The organism is Mucilaginibacter sp. UYNi724, assembly GCF_054057495.1.
Genome location: NZ_JBSRZI010000011.1, coordinates 60,427 through 76,743, shown reverse-complemented (window position 1 = coordinate 76,743; position 16,317 = coordinate 60,427). Strand labels below are relative to the sequence as shown.

General features: G+C 44.4%; 16 protein-coding genes. 10 read left to right on the top strand and 6 right to left on the bottom strand.

Going from position 1 to position 16,317, the window contains the following annotated elements:
• Positions 1 to 72: 72 nt before the first annotated feature.
• Positions 73 to 858, bottom strand: a complete 786-nt coding sequence (gene dapF / locus ACVW0P_RS15970; RefSeq protein WP_457132982.1) for a diaminopimelate epimerase — start codon at positions 856 to 858, stop codon at positions 73 to 75.
• A gap of 185 nt (positions 859 to 1,043) precedes the next feature.
• On the opposite strand from dapF, the gene ACVW0P_RS15965 reads away from it, so the two are divergent.
• On the top strand, positions 1,044 to 2,579 hold the full coding sequence (locus tag ACVW0P_RS15965) for a Do family serine endopeptidase (protein WP_354427035.1): 1,536 nt from the start codon (positions 1,044 to 1,046) through the stop codon (positions 2,577 to 2,579).
• A 196-nt stretch (positions 2,580 to 2,775) separates the two neighbouring features.
• Here ACVW0P_RS15965 and dtd read toward each other — a convergent pair whose 3' ends face one another.
• Entirely contained in the window at positions 2,776 to 3,228 is a 453-nt protein-coding gene (gene dtd / locus ACVW0P_RS15960; RefSeq protein WP_457132981.1) for a D-aminoacyl-tRNA deacylase, read from the bottom strand.
• Positions 3,229 to 3,328: 100 nt separating this feature from the next.
• The gene (rsgA, locus tag ACVW0P_RS15955; RefSeq protein ID WP_457132980.1) at positions 3,329 to 4,246 is read right to left on the bottom strand and encodes a ribosome small subunit-dependent GTPase A; all 918 of its coding nucleotides are present in this window, start codon (positions 4,244 to 4,246) and stop codon (positions 3,329 to 3,331) included.
• Between the two features lie 246 nt (positions 4,247 to 4,492).
• Between rsgA and thrA the strand changes: the two genes are divergently transcribed.
• The 5 genes from thrA (at position 4,493) to ACVW0P_RS15930 (ending at position 10,499) form a co-directional block, all read left to right on the top strand.
• On the top strand, positions 4,493 to 6,943 hold the full coding sequence (gene thrA / locus ACVW0P_RS15950) for a bifunctional aspartate kinase/homoserine dehydrogenase I (RefSeq protein ID WP_457132979.1): 2,451 nt from the start codon (positions 4,493 to 4,495) through the stop codon (positions 6,941 to 6,943).
• A gap of 102 nt (positions 6,944 to 7,045) precedes the next feature.
• Entirely contained in the window at positions 7,046 to 8,032 is a 987-nt protein-coding gene (locus ACVW0P_RS15945; RefSeq protein ID WP_457132978.1) for a homoserine kinase, read from the top strand.
• Positions 8,033 to 8,150: 118 nt separating this feature from the next.
• Complete coding sequence (gene thrC / locus ACVW0P_RS15940; protein ID WP_457132977.1) at positions 8,151 to 9,461, top strand: threonine synthase; 1,311 nt, start codon at positions 8,151 to 8,153, stop codon at positions 9,459 to 9,461.
• On the top strand, positions 9,454 to 9,888 hold the full coding sequence (locus ACVW0P_RS15935; protein ID WP_457132976.1) for a hypothetical protein: 435 nt from the start codon (positions 9,454 to 9,456) through the stop codon (positions 9,886 to 9,888). The genes thrC and ACVW0P_RS15935 overlap by 8 nt, the downstream gene beginning before the upstream one ends.
• Complete coding sequence (locus ACVW0P_RS15930) at positions 9,885 to 10,499, top strand: HAD family hydrolase (protein WP_457132975.1); 615 nt, start codon at positions 9,885 to 9,887, stop codon at positions 10,497 to 10,499. Before ACVW0P_RS15935 ends, ACVW0P_RS15930 begins: the two co-directional genes overlap by 4 nt.
• Positions 10,500 to 10,559: 60 nt before the next feature.
• On the opposite strand, the gene ACVW0P_RS15925 is transcribed toward ACVW0P_RS15930, so the two are convergent.
• Together ACVW0P_RS15925 and ACVW0P_RS15920 are read right to left on the bottom strand one after the other, a co-directional pair.
• Entirely contained in the window at positions 10,560 to 12,860 is a 2,301-nt protein-coding gene (locus ACVW0P_RS15925; protein ID WP_457132974.1) for a TonB-dependent receptor, read from the bottom strand.
• A gap of 63 nt (positions 12,861 to 12,923) precedes the next feature.
• Positions 12,924 to 13,253 carry a hypothetical protein gene (locus ACVW0P_RS15920; RefSeq protein ID WP_457132973.1) on the bottom strand — a complete coding sequence of 110 codons (330 nt, stop codon included), beginning with the start codon at positions 13,251 to 13,253 and terminating at the stop codon, positions 12,924 to 12,926.
• Positions 13,254 to 13,389: 136 nt separating this feature from the next.
• On the opposite strand from ACVW0P_RS15920, the gene ACVW0P_RS15915 reads away from it, so the two are divergent.
• From ACVW0P_RS15915 to ACVW0P_RS15900, 4 genes are all read left to right on the top strand, one after another.
• Positions 13,390 to 13,743: a hypothetical protein gene (locus ACVW0P_RS15915; protein ID WP_354427047.1), complete on the top strand. Its 354-nt coding sequence runs from the start codon at positions 13,390 to 13,392 to the stop codon at positions 13,741 to 13,743.
• Positions 13,744 to 13,760: 17 nt separating this feature from the next.
• A complete protein-coding gene (locus tag ACVW0P_RS15910; RefSeq protein ID WP_457132972.1) occupies positions 13,761 to 14,471 on the top strand; it encodes a peptidylprolyl isomerase in 711 nt (236 codons plus the stop codon).
• On the top strand, positions 14,468 to 15,235 hold the full coding sequence (locus tag ACVW0P_RS15905; RefSeq protein ID WP_457133049.1) for an exodeoxyribonuclease III: 768 nt from the start codon (positions 14,468 to 14,470) through the stop codon (positions 15,233 to 15,235). Before ACVW0P_RS15910 ends, ACVW0P_RS15905 begins: the two co-directional genes overlap by 4 nt.
• Positions 15,236 to 15,334: 99 nt before the next feature.
• Positions 15,335 to 15,709, top strand: a complete 375-nt coding sequence (locus ACVW0P_RS15900) for a response regulator (RefSeq protein WP_457132971.1) — start codon at positions 15,335 to 15,337, stop codon at positions 15,707 to 15,709.
• Positions 15,710 to 15,773: 64 nt separating this feature from the next.
• Here ACVW0P_RS15900 and ACVW0P_RS15895 read toward each other — a convergent pair whose 3' ends face one another.
• Positions 15,774 to 16,310 (bottom strand): hypothetical protein, encoded by a 537-nt coding sequence (locus ACVW0P_RS15895; protein WP_457132970.1) that lies wholly within the window; start codon positions 16,308 to 16,310, stop codon positions 15,774 to 15,776.
• Positions 16,311 to 16,317: the final 7 nt, after the last annotated feature.

The following is a 16,317-nucleotide window of genomic DNA, read 5'->3' as shown; positions in this document are numbered from 1 at the left end:
ACTCTAAAATTTTAAGGCGTCATTTTTTTGAGAGCGTAGTTAACGGGCTGAATAGTGATTGGTTGAGAATAACTAAAGCGCTATCACCCCCTCAAAAACCAACTCGGCGGGGCCTTCTAAGAATATGTTGCTGAATTTTTCGCCGTCGTAATCAAAGCGGATGTTAAGATCGCCGCCTAAAACTTTTATGGGAGTGGTTACCGAACCCGTTTGATGTTCGTGTTTGGCCATGGCCAGTGCCACCGCTGTTACGCCGGTACCGCAGGCGTAGGTTTCATTTTCTACACCGCGCTCAAAGGTGCGTACAAAGTAGCCCTCGTCTTTTTTCTCAACAAAGTTTACGTTGATGCCTTCTTGTTTGTAGGTGGGGTTATTGCGGATGGCGTACCCTTCGTTGTACACATCTTTAACCTCCAGGTTGGTGGCTAATTTTACATAGTGGGGCGATCCTGTATTTAAAACATAAGCATCGCCGTCTTTTTTTATCTCGGCAACATCAATCATTTGCAGGCTAACCCAATTACCTTCAGCTGAAATTTTGGCATGGTGCACACCGTCCGTAGCCAGAAATTTTGTCGTATCGGTAATTACCCCCAGGTGTTTGGCAAAAGCCACGATACAGCGGCCGCCATTACCGCACATGCTGCCTTCGTTACCGTCGGCATTGTAATAAACCATTTTAAAATCAAACCCCGGTTCGTTCTCCAGCAGCATCAGGCCATCACCGCCAATACCGAAACGCCTGTCGCAGAGTGTTGCAACCGCTTGTTTATCAATACTTTTAAGTACGCTGTCACGATTATCAATCAGTACAAAATCGTTGCCGGCCCCCTGGTATTTATAAAAGTTTATTTGCACAATGCTTGCTTATATTGGTCGTTAAATATCAAAGTATAACTTTACGTAACAAATATAGCCCGATGCTACTCTTAATTTAACAATTTTTAACAAAATTACATATACCTTATTATTGATTATATCGTCTATATGGTATTAAATTTGAGTCTCAGTATTAAAAAAGCAAAAGAAAAGTAAATAATAATATGAAAAAAATTGGTTTAACATTATTAACCGCCTTTGTGGGTGGTGCCATGGCGTTAGGCGTGTACAAGCTTGTAGAAAACAAGTATGCCGACAGCATGACTTTAGAGGACAAACAAAAAGTTTACTTTGCCAGCAACCGTTCAAACGCCCCGGTCACCTCATCGGCGGGTTCGGTAGATTTTACACAGGCCGCGGCCGATGTAACGCCAGCGGTAGTTTACATCCGTACAACGTATTCAACTAAAGCCGAAGGCGGGGGCCAGCAAGACCAGTTGGAGCAAATGTTTGGGCAGATGTTTGGCCAGCGTATGCGCCCGCAAGGCCCGCAGATGGCATCTGGTTCTGGTGTAATCATCTCTCCCGATGGTTATATTGTAACCAACAACCACGTGGTTGCAAAGGCCGAGAAAATTACCATCGTTACTAACGATCACCGTAGCTTTGACGCTAAAGTGATTGGTACCGACCCTAACACAGACCTTGCCCTGATAAAAATTGAAGGCAATAACCTGCCAATAGTAAAATTAGGTAACTCGGATGCGGTGCGTGTTGGCGAATGGGTATTAGCTGTTGGTAACCCTTTCAAACTTAACTCGACCGTTACAGCAGGTATCGTAAGCGCGAAAGGCAGGAGCATCAACATTATTGGCCGCGAAGATGACGAAGACAGCCCATACCCGGTTAGGCAACAGGATAACCCTACGCTTAGAAAAGGTATCGAATCGTTCATCCAAACAGATGCTGCCATCAACCCCGGTAACAGCGGGGGCGCATTGGTAAACACTGCCGGTGAGCTTATCGGTATTAACGCGGCTATCGCATCGCACACGGGTTCGTACGAGGGTTATGGTTTTGCTATTCCTATCAACCTGGCTAAAAAGGTGTTGAACGATATTAAAAAATACGGCACCGTTAAACGTGGTTATGTAGGCATCGGCTTTGCCGACCTTAGCGATCCGGAAGCTGCGAAACAAGTTAACAGCGATAAAACAAACGGCCTTTATGTAAACAGCCTGGTAACAGGTGGCGGTGCCGAGCAAGCAGGTGTTAAAACAGGCGATATCATCACCAAAGTTGAAGGCAACGCAGTTTACGAGTCATCTGACTTACAAGAGCGTGTTGCACGTTTACAGCCGGGCGACAAGATAAATATCACCGTTTTACGTGCAGGTGTAGAAAAGAACTTTAACATTACGCTTAAAGCAGATGCACCTATAAATAAAACCGCAGCAGTTTCTAAATCGGCCGCTGAGTTGTTCAACAAATTGGGCGCAAGTTTCCAGCCGTTAAATGCCGCGCAGAAAACCAAATTCCATGTAAGTACAGGTGTTGTAGTAACCCAGGTACGCGCAGGTGGTATTTTTGATGACACCGAGATCCCTGTAGGGTCGGTAATCACGTCCATCAACAAGCAGCCTATAGGCAGTGTTGCCGATATGGATAAAGTGATTACCAACCTAAAAAATGGCCGCCTTATCATCACCGGATACTACCCGGATGGTGGTAGCTTCAGCAATGTTTTTGAGGTTCAATAATTTATAATTAAGTATTATGTAGAAGGCCGGGGCGATAGCTCCGGCCTTTTTTGTTAGCCTCTCCCCGGGCCTCTCCGAAGGAGAGGGAGTAAAAGACAAAAGTTTTCACCCTCTTTGGTCAGCACAGACGATAGACCAGCGAAGCGTTCCCGATAGATATCGGGACGGGGTGAGTAAAATCATAAGTGTACGCGCCTTACTCCTTCACCTTTGTATCAATTGTAATCGTGACAGGGCCATCGTTCACCAGGCTAACTTTCATATCTGCCCCAAAAACACCGGTAGCTATTTTTTTGCCGGTAATAGTTTCCAGCGTTTTTATCATTTGCTCATACATCGGGGTAGCCTTATCAGGCCTTGCCGCACGCAGAAACGACGGGCGGTTACCCTTTTTGGTTTGTGCGAATAAGGTAAATTGAGAGATAAGCAGGATCTCGCCATTAACGTCGGCAAGGGCTTTATTCATCAGTCCGTTTTCGTCGCCAAACACGCGCAGCCCTGTTATCTTTTGGGCAAGCCAATGCAGATCTTCATCGTTATCGGCATCTTCAATACCGACCAGTACCAAAAATCCTATACCAATTCGCCCCGTAATGTTGCCATTGACCTTGCATGATGCTTCCGAAACCCGTTGTATTACTGCACGCATGTTTTTTATAGATTCAGGAAGCCAAGACATAAGATTCAAGACCCCTTTATAAGTTGTTATTTTCAGTCTTGATTCTTGACTCTAAAAATCTTGCTTCTTCTTAAGCCCTTGTGTCATTACCATTATAAATACTCAAGTAACTATCATATCGGGATAACGAGATATCGCCGTCTTCCAACGCTTGTAGCACCGCGCAGCCGGGCTCGTTGATGTGTCGGCAATTATTGAAACGGCATTGGTTCATCCGTTTGCGCATCTCCGGGAAGAAATGGCTTAGCACTTCTTTTTCTATATCGATAACGCCCAGTTCGCGAATGCCGGGCGTATCAATGATGGATCCGCCTTGCGGCAGTTCAAACATCTCGGCAAAAGTAGTGGTGTGCATCCCCTTGTCGCTCCATTCAGATACCATGTGGGTACGCAAGTCGAGATCAGGCAGCAATCGGTTTATAAGGCTGGATTTACCTACCCCTGAATGGCCCGAGAAAAGCGTTACCTTATCTTTCAACAGTTCCTGCACATGGTCGATGTTCGTACCCTCTAAAGCCGAAACAGAATAACAGGGATAGCCGATATTCTCGTAGATGGCCTGGTAATCGGCAAGGATCTCTAAACCTTCTTCGCTAAACAGATCCAGCTTGTTAAATATCAAACAGGCGGGGATATCGTAAGCTTCGGCAGTAACCAAAAAGCGGTCGATAAAGCCAAGCGATGTACGGGGCGATGCAAGGGTTACCACCAATAAAGCCCTATCAAGGTTTGCGGCTATGATCTGCGCCTGCTTGGAAAGGTTGATGGACTTGCGGATGATATAGTTTTTACGCTGATGTAAATTGGTTATCACGCCTGTGCCTTGCTCGGGCTCCATATCAAAATCAACCACGTCGCCAACCGCTAATGGGTTGGTGGTAGTTATTCCCTTGATCCGGAACTTACCTTTAATCCGGCAGTCGATAGTTTCGTCGCCAGATCGTACCTGGTACCAGCTCCCGGTTGATTTTGTTATCAGTCCCTGCATACGGCCGCAATTTAGGAAGATTTAAAGGGTTTGAAAAAATAAAACAACTTTAGATTTGGTTATTAAAATAAAATCTACTTACTTTACCAACATAATATATATGAGAATTAACAACACCACCATTACAACAATTATTACCACCGGGATATATTTCGGAGGAAGATAATCGTATGGTGTAAAAACATAAACAAAACCAAATGAAAGCCTTCCTCCGCAAAGAGGAAGGCTTTTTTATTTTATCACAAAATGAAAATTCTAAAGTTCGGCGGCACGTCGGTAGGTTCGGTAAACAGCATCAAAACTTTACTGGAAATTTTAAAGGATGAGGATAAGCCAGGCAACCGCCCTGTCGTGGTATTATCTGCCATGGGCGGGGTAACCAATCTGCTGGTATCAATGGCCGAGGATGCTGCCAATGGCAAAGAATTTACCGCGCAATTAGCTGAGTTAGAGAAACGCCATTTTGATGCTGTTAAGGCCTTGCTTGACGTACAAAACCAAAACCCTGCATATACACGCTTAAAAATTCACTTTAACCAGTTAGAGGAATTGCTGCAGGGCGTGCTTACCTTGCGAGAACTCACTCCCAAAACCCGCGACCAGATATTGAGCTTTGGCGAACGTTGTTCATCATTAATGGTGAGCAAAATTGCCGCCCAGCACTTTAAGGATGTGCTGTTTGTTGACACGTCGGACCTAATAAAAACCGACAGCGCCTTTGGCAACGCCAAAGTAAACAGCGAGCTAACCGACTTGCTTATCAAAACGTTTTACCGCGAAAACAGCGATAAGCTGCTCATCGTAACCGGCTTTATCGCAGGAAATGACGCCGGGCAAATAACCACCCTTGGCCGTGGCGGCAGCGATTATACCGCGGCAATATTAGGTTCGGCATTAAATGCAGAAGAGATCCAAATCTGGACGGATGTTAACGGCATGATGACCGCCGACCCGCGCATGGTGCAAAAAGCTTTCCCGTTAGAGGAACTTACTTATACCGAAGCAATGGAGTTAAGTTACTTTGGCGCAAAGGTGATCTATCCGCCAACCATGATCCCGGCGTTTTTAAAAAAGATCCCGATCGTGATCAAAAATACTTTTGAACCGGCTTTTGCAGGTACGGTTATCCGCCACGATTGTAAAGCGTCTACCTTACCTATCAAGGGCATCTCGTCTATTAACAACATCAGCATCCTTAATTTAGAGGGTAGCGGCATGGTGGGTAAATCGGGTTTTAGCGGCAGGTTATTTTCGTTGCTTGCGCGGGAACAGATCAACATCATCCTCATCACCCAGTCATCATCAGAACACAGCATTACCTTTGCCGTGCAGCCAAACGAGGTTGATAAAGCCAAGCTTTTAATAGAACAGGAATTTGAACTGGAATTATTGGCCAATAAACTGGAACCTCTGGTGGTAGAAAAAGACCAGGCCATATTGGCTGTGGTGGGTGAAAATATGAAGCAAACCCCCGGCATGAGCGGGAAGTTGTTCCATGCGCTTGGCCGTAATGGTGTAAACGTAAGGGCAATTGCACAGGGCTCTTCAGAGTATAATATCTCGGTGATCATCTCTGCACATGACTTAGCTAAGGCTTTAAATGCCGTGCACGATGCCTTCTTTATCGAATTAACCAAAACGCTGCATGCGTTCTGCTTAGGCACAGGCAATATCGGTAAAACGTTGTTTAACCAACTAAATGCGCATAAAGATTTTTTACAAAAGAACAACGGCATCCAGGTAAAAATAGTAGGCATCAGCAATACCCGTAAAATGGTTTTTAATGCCGATGGTTTGTCTTTAGATACTTGGCAGGACGATCTGCAGGCTTCAGAAAACGCCGCTGACTTAGCAGGCTTCATAGCCAAAATAAAGGAAATGAACTTGCCGAACTGCGTGTTTATCGATAACACCGCCAGCCCCGCACCTATCGCTTTCTACAAGGATGTTTTTAAAGCCAACGTATCAGTAGTAACCTGTAATAAAATAGGCAACTCCGCATCGTTTGCGCAATACAAAACTTTCAGGGATACCGCACGCAGGCACGGTGTAGATTTCTTTTACGAAACCAATGTGGGTGCAGGCCTGCCCATCATCCGTACCTTAAAAGATTTGATGAGCAGCGGCGATCGTATTCAAAGGATAGAGGCTATCCTGTCAGGAACTATATCTTTCATCTTTAATCATTTTAAGGGGGATGCCAACTTTCACGATGTGGTGAAAGCAGCGCAAGAAAAAGGTTATACCGAACCCGATCCTCGTGACGATTTGAGTGGTAAAGATTTTATGCGCAAGATATTGATCCTTGCCCGCGACGCAGGCCACGAAATGGAAGAAGCCGATGTACAGATAGAAAGCGTATTGCCAAAGGCCTGCCTGGAAGCGCAAACTGTTGAAGCTTTTTACGACGCGCTCAAAGCCGAAGATGCCTTCTTTACCAATTTGAAACAACAAGCCGAAAAAGACAAAAAAGTATTGCGCTACATAGGCAATCTGGAAAACGGCAAGGCGTCCATCACCCTGCAAAGTGTTGACGAAAGCCACCCGTTTTACATGCTGAGTGGAAGTGATAACGTTATATCATTCACCACTGATAGGTATAAAGACCGCCCATTGGTTGTAAAAGGCCCCGGCGCAGGTGCTGAAGTAACCGCAGCAGGCGTGTTTGCCGACCTGATAAATGTAGGGGCGAATTAAAGAGGGGCAAGATTTTTAGAATCAAGAGACAAGATAAAAAAGAACAGAGCATCGGGTTCCCCTCTTGAGAGGGGCAGGGGTGTGTTAATGAATAGCACTAATATGAGTAACGATATACAAGATTTAAAAAAACCAGCTAAGGCGGGTAAAAACGCATTGGATAGCATCCACGTCTTTGCCCCGGCTACGGTTGCCAATGTGGTTTGTGGGTTTGATGTGCTGGGCTTCGCGGTGAATGAACCCGGCGATGAGGTAATTATGAGAATCACCGATAAACCCGGCATCACCATTAGTAAAATTACCGGCGACGATGGCCGGCTGCCGCTTAACCCGGCAAAAAATACGGTGAGCGTAAGCGTAGAACATTACCTACGCAGTATCGATAGGATGGATATTGGCCTGAACATCGAACTTCACAAAAAAATGCCGATAGGCAGCGGCTTGGGGTCAAGCTCGGCCAGTACCGTTGCTGGGCTATTTGCAATTAAAACATTAATGGGCGATGATACCGATCCATCAACCTTGCTGCCTTTTGCCATGAAAGGCGAAGAGATGGCATGCGGGCATGGCCACGCGGATAACGTTGCACCTGCTTTGCTGGGTGGTTTTGTATTGATCCGTAGCTATGAGCCATTGGATGTAGTGCGTTTGCCTCATCCTAAAGATCTATGGTGTGCCATTGTATTCCCCGATGTGGATGTACCTACAAGAGAAGCCAGGCAGATCATCCGCAAAAACATCCAGATGAAAGATGCCGTAACCCAGTGGGGAAATATTGCAGGTTTGGTAAGCGGTTTATTTATGGAAGATATTGACCTTATAGGCCGCAGCATGAAAGACGTTTTGGTAGAGCCTGTGCGCAGCATGCTTATCCCCGATTTTTACGAAATGCGAGAAATGGCCATGGAATTGGGCGCGGTAAGCTTCGGTATCTCGGGCTCGGGCCCTTCGGTATTTGCCTTTACCCGCGATGAGGAAACGGCTAAACGCATCACCGCTAAACTACAAAAGCATTTAACAAGTATCAAAATAGGCTCTAACGGCTACGTGTCAACCATAAATGATGCCGGGCCACAGGTATTGGGATAGTTCCACCCAAACCCTCCCCGAAAGGGAGGGCTTATTAGAAAAGCGGGAATACATCAATACAATATTAACACATAAAATTAAAGTCTCCCCTTTCGGGGGAGATTTAGAGGGGGCTTAAATGAAATTCTACAGCACTAATAATACAAACCTAAGGGTTGGATTCAAAGAGGCGGTTTTTAACAGTATGCCGCAGGATAAAGGCTTATACATGCCGGTTGAGATACCAAGGCTTGATGATAAATTTTTAAATAATCTTGATCAATATACCCTGCCGGAGATTGCGTTCCACGTTGCACAAAACTTTTTGGGTGACGATATTCCTGCGGATGACTTGAAGGCTATTGTCCATGATGCCATTAACTTTTACGCACCTGTGGTAAAGTTAGAGGCGAATGTTTACGTTTTAGAGCTATTCCACGGCCCTTCATTGGCGTTTAAGGATTTTGGCGCGCGCTTTATGAGCCGGGTAATGAGCTTTTTTTTAGAAGAAGGCGAAAAGCAGCTGGATGTACTGGTTGCCACATCCGGCGATACGGGCGGCGCAGTTGCACTTGGCTTTTTAGGTGTGCCCAATACAAGGGTTACCATCCTTTATCCCAAAGGCAAGGTAAGCCAGATCCAGGAATTGCAGTTGACCACGAACGGGCAAAACATCCGTGCGCTGGAAATTGACGGTACATTTGATGATTGCCAGGCCTTGGTTAAACAGGCTTTTGCTGATAAGGAATTGAATGAGAAATTCCGCCTTACCTCGGCAAACTCTATCAACATAGCCCGCCTTATCCCGCAAACATTTTACTACTTCAATGCCTACGCGCAATTGCTTCGCGAGGGTATAAGCAATGTTGTATTCGCGGTACCAAGCGGCAATTTTGGCAACATTGGCGCTGGTTTATTAGCCTGGAAAATGGGTTTACCTGTAGCGCAATTCATAGCGGCTACCAATGCCAATGATACAGTACCTGCATTTTTAAAAACAGGCGTTTATCAACCTAAGCCATCTGTAGCAACATTATCAAACGCAATGGATGTGGGCAACCCAAGCAACTGGGTGCGCATAGCCGACTTATTTAAAGAGGACCCCGAGGCCCTGAAAAAACTGATAATGGGCTATACCTATAGTGATGAAGAAACATTGCAGTCAATAGAGGCAATATACCAGGAATACAATTATGTGGCCTGCCCGCATACTGCTATTGCCTGGAAAGCTTTAAAAGCCTACCAGCAAGATCACAGTGTTAAAGATACTGCCGGCGTATTTTTAGCGACGGCGCATCCGTGTAAATTCCCGGATGTATTTACGCCTGAAATTGCAAATAAAATTGAAATCCCTGAACAGGTAAGCGCCTTGGCGAAAAAAGCGCATCACGCAACAAGTTTAGGTACAAGCTTTGAAGAATTTAAAGGATATTTGCTAAATAATGTTTAGCAATATTGCCATGTTCAAAAGTGTGTTTTTAAAGGCCCTAACGGTAGTTACATTTATGGCGGCGTTATCAGGTTGCGATATAAAAAAAGAGAAGTTTACCACAGAAGGCTGGAACGATGGAGATGGTATTACCTTCCCTAAGCGTAACGGCATGGTTGATGATCTACTGGCTACGCATAAACTAAAAGGGCTTACCTTTAAACAAGCTTTAGGGTTGCTTAAATACCCACAACGTACCGGTATTGCCGAAAAGAAATTTGAATACGAGATCGTCCGTAAGATGGATGGTATTGATACGGTTTACGCTAAAACGCTTGTACTTTACTTGAGTAAGGATTCGGTGGTGAGCGATTATAAGTTAACTGAGAAAGACAATAAGGAAAAGCTCAAACTGAAATTTGAAAAACAGAATGCTGCTAAGAAATGATTAATACCATCATATTCGACCTTGGGGCGGTGCTTATCGACTGGAGCCCGCATTATCTTTATCGTAACTTATTTGCCAACGAGCAGGAGATGAAAGATTTCCTGGCGAACATTACCACGCCTGACTGGAATGAAGAGCAAGATGCGGGCCGCTCCTTGCATGAAGGAACCGAATTGCTGGTTGCCCAACACCCTCATCATGAGGAATATATTCGCGCGTTTTATGGCCGGTGGAACGAGATGCTTGGCGATGCCATTGAAGGCTCGGTCGAGATTTTTAAACAACTTAAAGATAGCGGCAATTATAAAATTTATGCCCTTACTAATTGGTCGGCCGAGACTTTCCCCATTGCTTTAGAACGGTTTGACTTCCTGAATTGGTTTGACGGCATCGTTGTATCGGGCACCGAAAAAATGCGCAAGCCCACACCTGCTTTTTATAAGATATTATTAGACAGGTATCACGTAAAAGCTAAAAACGCTCTGTTTATTGACGATAACCTCCGCAATGTTTTAGCGGCAGAAAAACTGGGTATCAAATCCCTGCTCTTCACCTCCCCAGAAAAGCTAAAGCGCGACCTGGAAATTTTAGGGATCAACCCGATCATATAAAAAGCGAAAGCCCCGGTAACTACTCCGGGGCTCTCTTTCTAACTAACTAAACTAACTATACTATTTATTGGTTCCAAAAGGTATATAAACCCCAAAGGTTATGTTACGGCCCATGTTGTAAACCCCGTAAGTTGGGTCCTCCTGGCTGTAGCGGCCCGGCCTTAAGCGGCTAAGGGCATCGTAATATGCTTTATTGGTAAGGTTGGTGCCCGATACAAAAAGTTTCAAAGGCTGCTTACCAATATTAAACGTAGCGCCTACACCTGCGTTAAGTAAGGTGTAGCCATCTGTTGGCGTTTCGAAGGTGGCGTCAACACGGTTCTGTTTAAAAAAGTTGTCTATACCCGCGTAAAAGTAAAAATCCTTAATGCCTTTAACTTTGGGTTCAAAACGAAGGGTATTATGCAATGTGCCGGCAGGTATCAACGGCAAAGGCCTGTCGAACGTGGTGTTTTTTGCTTCGGTGTAGCTAAAAGTATTTTCGAAGTGGATGAATGATACCGGGTGCAACGTTAAGTTACCTTCAAAACCATATAGGTTAGCATTCACCTGCCCGTAGCGATAAGTATCAAATTGCCTCGGTAAGCCTGTAGCCGGGTCAACTACCGTAGTTTGTTCTTTGTTGGTATTTGATGCATAAATAAAATTGTGGATGTAATTTTCGTAGACCCCAAAGCTACCGGTAACGAAGCCCGATCCATATTCTAAGGTAGCATCTGCCTGGTAACTCTTCTCCGGATTCAGGTTAGCATCACCAATTTCGTATCGGCTTGTACCTTCGTGTACCCCGTTGCTACCCAACTCAGCAGGGTTTGGCGCACGGAAAGCAGAACCGGCATTAGCCTTAAAGCTTAGCACATCGTTAAAAATATGGGTGTAACCCAGGGCTGCACTCACGTTAGAGAATTTATTATCAAATCCAACAAATATAGGGTTGCCGGCGTCGTCATTTTGGGCTTTGCCTTTGTTTTTAATATAATCGAAACGGGCACCTGCGCTAAACGTGTTTTGTCCCCATACTTTTTTAGCATAAACGAACGCGCCCGTGCTGTACTCATCGTAAGCCGGGATCAATAGTTCCTCGCCAAGGTTAACACTATGGCTTAGGCTACTGCTTAAACCAACAACCGGGTGCCATCCGTTAAGCTCGGGCAGGTAATACTTAGCATCTAACGAATAAGTATTCATATCGAAGAACAGGTTTGGCGTTGGATTGTCCTCCAATTCGCGGCGCTGGTTTTTCTGGTACCCAAGGTCTAACTTTAACGAGCTGCCACCGAACTGGAAGTTATTATTAAGCGCTAATTTATAGTGGCGGATGTCCTGGCGGGGGTAATCTAATGTGCGGCTTTTATTGTCGTTATACAAAGGGTCGCCAGGTTCTGCATCGTAAAAGCCGATGTTATCTTTAAAGTATGAGAAGTTTAAGTGCGAGTAGCCCCAAGATTTATTAAGCCCTAACATACCGCTAACATTGGTTTGGTTAAAACCACTGTTGATGTACCGGCCCGCAGGTGTATTAAATGAATAAGCATTTTGGTAAGTGCCGCGGCCCCTCCACACAAAGCCATTCTCGTTACCGCTTAACATTACAGATGTATTGCTAAGACCGTTATTAGTGGAATAGTTGGTTAAAACCTCGCCTGCAATGTTGCCTTCTGAGGGCGTCGGCGGGTCAATCACGTTGATAACACCCCCCAATGCATCAGAGCCATATTGTAATGATGCAGCACCACGCAGCACCTCTACACGGCCGGCAGCAAACTGGTCCATTTCTATACCGTGCTCATCGCCCCATTGCTGGCCTTGCTGTTTAACACCGTCATTTAAGGTAACTACTCGGTTGTAGCTCAAACCACGAATAACGGGTTTTGAGATGGCCTGGCTGGTTGTTATCTGGCTTACACCCGGCACCTGCCTGGCTAACGCATCAATTAAGTTTGTTGATGAACCCTGCAACTGCTCTTTGGTAACTACCGATGCCGATGTGCTGTTACTGCGGCTACCTGATGTAATGGGGGTGCCGGTGATCACCACCTCGTGAGATTCTATTACACTTGGTTGCAGAGCAAAGACCATTGGTGCAGCAGATGAAAAATCTACGGTTTGGGTCAGCGTTTTGTAGCTAAGATATTGTACCTGCACTACAAAACGGCCTTTGGCCGGGATCGATTTGAATGAGAATTCGCCATTGTTGTTGGTGGCCACAGAAAGGCGAAGATCGGGAATATTCACAGTGGCGCCAATCAACGGCTCGTTGGTTTTGGAATCAACAACTTTACCCTTGAAGTCTATAACATCTGCAAATGCAGACAACTGAACGAATAAAAATATAAAGCAATATATAAGCTTAAGTTTCATAATAATAAATTAAAGAAATACGATAAAATGCCACATGACGCGGCGTTGAAAAGATAGGTAGTATTATGAAACTACAGGGGGCGCACGGCCTTGCGATAATACAAGGGCAATGCTTTTAAAATCATACTCAAAAGTAATGAAGGTATGATTTGAAGGGGTAAATGACGCGTATTGGTTATTGCCGGGCAGCTCCATGTAAGTATGGTGCATACTATCGCAAAGCTGGCATTTTTCTTTAATGTCCTGCTTTGAGGTGTTATGGCAATCAGTGCAGTTTTTTGCGTGTAATGTTTTTATGATGTTGTGCTGGTGGGCAAATACCATATACTGCCCTGTTATGAAACAGAGCATCAGCGCCCATGCGCAAAAAATATGGTAAGTGCTTTTTTTCAAAACAAGCTATGCATTTAGCAATACAACGCAAAAGTAGTTAATAAAATTCTAATCATATTTTAAGTACGTAACAATGTTGTTAATTGAGCACAAGGATAAATGCTGATAACCGTGCTACATCAGTATATTTGCCCTTATGAAACCTGCTGAGATAAATTTAAAATGGGCCGCATTGCAAGACAAAATTGCAACAGAATTCGACAATGAAAAACCCGACATTAAAGTAGTGATGTTTTTGATAGGTGTTCAGGAACTGGGGCAGGGCGCTAAAAAATTCAGTAAAAGGCAAAAGGAAGAACTAATGCATATTGCCAACTGCAAGCTGTTTAGCAAAATGGGTTTTTATGAATTGGAGGGGCTTGATCAAGATGGCTGGCCGCACTGGAAACTGGTGAAAGTTGTTCCCAACTACACGATATTAGAGCAAGAGATGCTGATAAAATCGCTTATAATCGACTATTTTGAATCGGAAATGGAATGGATTTTTTAATAGGATAACTGAACGATATGAAAAAAATATTTACCATTTGTTTATTACTGCTTACTATAAGTATAGCTTTTGCCAAACCGCCCAAAAACCAGTACGTTCGTATTAAAACAACGTATGGCAACGTTATAATCCGCCTATATAACCAAACGCCGCTCCACCGCGATAATTTTATAAAGCTTACCAAGCAGGGCTTTTATAATGGGACATTTTTCCACAGGGTGATACAAAACTTTATGATCCAGGGCGGCGACCCGGACTCGCGCGATACCGCGAAAAACAAAGCCGGCGCCGAACTGGGCAACGGGGATTTAAAGTACACGGTGCCCGCAGAGTTTCGCGATAGCTTATTTCATAAACGAGGCGTATTGGCCGCTGCGCGTGATGACAACCCTAAAAAAGCGTCAAGCGCCTGCCAGTTTTATATTGTAGAGGGCAAACGCTGGACGAACGGTAAGCTTGATACATTAGAAATGACCCGTTTAAAAGGGCGTAAGATCCCAACCTGGCAGCGCGATATTTATACCACCGTAGGTGGCGTGCCACATCTCGATCAAAATTATACCGTTTATGGCGAAGTGGTTACAAGTATTGATATGGTTGACCAGATAGCCGCTGTTAAAAAAGATGGCAACGACAGGCCGGACACTAATATACCCATGACCGTGGAACTACTTAGCAAAAAAGAGTGTAAACAGATGGACAAACTGCTATGGCCCAAAGTAAAATGAAGATAATTACCTATAATGTTAACGGCATTCGTTCGGCTATAAGTAAAGATTGGTTGGCATGGTTACAAGCCACCGACGCTGATGTGATATGCTTACAGGAAATTAAGGCCACGCCAGATGTAATTAAAGAGCTTGGCCTTGTTGATGCATTAGGCTACAACCACTACTGGTTCCCTGCCGAAAAGAAAGGCTACAGTGGCACTGCGATATTCAGCAAAACAACCCCAAACCACATAGAGTACGGATGTGGCATCCACGATTTTGACCGCGAAGGCCGTTGCATCAGGGTTGATTTCGATGAAGTATCAGTAATGAGCGCCTATTTCCCTTCCGGATCAAGCGGCGATGAGCGCCAGATCTTCAAATACCGTTTCCTGGAGGAGTTTGGTAAATATCTTATCCTTTTAAAGGTAGAGCATCCAAATTTAGTTATCTGCGGCGATTACAACATTTGCCATAAACCTATTGATATTCATAACCCAAAATCAAACGCCAACTCATCAGGCTTTTTACCCGAAGAGCGCGAATGGATGGAGAATTTTGTAGAGTCGGGCTTTGTAGATACTTTCCGGCATTGTAACAAAGAGCCGCATAATTATACCTGGTGGAGTTTCCGCTCGGGTGCACGTAGCAAAAACCTTGGCTGGCGTATTGACTATGCCATGGCAAGTAAGGAACTTGAAGATAATATTAAACGCTGCGCTATACTGCCAGAGGCAAAACATTCAGACCATTGTCCCGTATTGCTGGAACTTGAGTTTTAAGAATTGGGAACGTGTTTGATGTGCGTGATGCATTATATATCTAATTAAAAAACTTGCTTTTTTTAAAACTTATTTATAGCTTCACCCCTCTACTTACCAATGAGCGACAAAGCAAAAAAAATCATCATTTTTGATGATGATGAAGACATTCTATCGATCTGTAGTTATATCTTAGAAGAACAAGGCTGGGAGGTTCATACCTTTACGGACTGCAATGATATTACCGAAAAAGTTAGCGGTATATCGCCCGATGTTATTCTGATGGACAATTGGATCCCTGACGCCGGCGGCATCATTGCTACCCAAACCCTTAAAAAAGACGAAGTGCTAAAAAACATACCTGTGGTGTATTTTTCGGCCAATAGCGACATTCAGTTGCTTGCAGATCATGCCGGCGCGGAAACATATCTTGCCAAGCCTTTCGACTTGGAGGAGTTGGAAAAAGTGATCAACTCGGTGCTAATAAAAAACTAAAAACAATAAGGAATAAAAAGCGTCCCGAAATTTTCGGTACGCTTTTTATATTATATGGCAATTATTAATGGCCTTTACCGTGCCCGTTTCCTTTATTGCCATGGTTGCCATTATCCCCGTGGTTGCCATTGTTTCCTTTGTATTTTACAACCTTTTTATGCTCTACAACACGAACGGGGCGGTTATAATTGTTGCCAGCCCAATGGTTGCTATATTTAACATCACGGCTATCGCGTATAATGGTTTGACCTTTATGGCCTTTATAATTGGCATACTTAGTACGGTAAACGGTGGCGCGGGTCCATGGCCTTGGCTCGTTTACAACTACTTTATAACCATTGTATAAGTTGTAATTACTGTATCTTGCCGGTAAACCTGCACGGCGCACCCAACTATTGTTCTCCAGGTAAATGTATTGATGAGCCGGTACATCGTAGTAGCTATCAATATCCGGCATGTAGTAATAATCTGCATGGTCGTAACCTGTCGGGCCCCACTCAGGCTGGCTGCCGATGTTAAGGCTTAAACTAATTTGCGCATCGGCAGATTTGTATGCTATACAGCTAAAAAATATTGCTGCAGTGATGATGATCTTTTTCATAACGTTG

Coding starts and splice junctions, on each gene's coding strand:
- ACVW0P_RS15905 (WP_457133049.1), top strand. CDS start 14,468: ATGAAGATAATTACCTATAATGTTAACGGCATTCGTTCGGCTATAAGT.
- dtd (WP_457132981.1), bottom strand. CDS start 3,228: ATGCGTGCAGTAATACAACGGGTTTCGGAAGCATCATGCAAGGTCAAT.
- ACVW0P_RS15900 (WP_457132971.1), top strand. CDS start 15,335: ATGAGCGACAAAGCAAAAAAAATCATCATTTTTGATGATGATGAAGAC.
- ACVW0P_RS15945 (WP_457132978.1), top strand. CDS start 7,046: ATGAGTAACGATATACAAGATTTAAAAAAACCAGCTAAGGCGGGTAAA.
- ACVW0P_RS15930 (WP_457132975.1), top strand. CDS start 9,885: ATGATTAATACCATCATATTCGACCTTGGGGCGGTGCTTATCGACTGG.
- ACVW0P_RS15965 (WP_354427035.1), top strand. CDS start 1,044: ATGAAAAAAATTGGTTTAACATTATTAACCGCCTTTGTGGGTGGTGCC.
- ACVW0P_RS15925 (WP_457132974.1), bottom strand. CDS start 12,860: ATGAAACTTAAGCTTATATATTGCTTTATATTTTTATTCGTTCAGTTG.
- ACVW0P_RS15915 (WP_354427047.1), top strand. CDS start 13,390: ATGAAACCTGCTGAGATAAATTTAAAATGGGCCGCATTGCAAGACAAA.
- thrA (WP_457132979.1), top strand. CDS start 4,493: ATGAAAATTCTAAAGTTCGGCGGCACGTCGGTAGGTTCGGTAAACAGC.
- ACVW0P_RS15910 (WP_457132972.1), top strand. CDS start 13,761: ATGAAAAAAATATTTACCATTTGTTTATTACTGCTTACTATAAGTATA.
- ACVW0P_RS15935 (WP_457132976.1), top strand. CDS start 9,454: ATGTTTAGCAATATTGCCATGTTCAAAAGTGTGTTTTTAAAGGCCCTA.
- thrC (WP_457132977.1), top strand. CDS start 8,151: ATGAAATTCTACAGCACTAATAATACAAACCTAAGGGTTGGATTCAAA.
- ACVW0P_RS15895 (WP_457132970.1), bottom strand. CDS start 16,310: ATGAAAAAGATCATCATCACTGCAGCAATATTTTTTAGCTGTATAGCA.
- rsgA (WP_457132980.1), bottom strand. CDS start 4,246: ATGCAGGGACTGATAACAAAATCAACCGGGAGCTGGTACCAGGTACGA.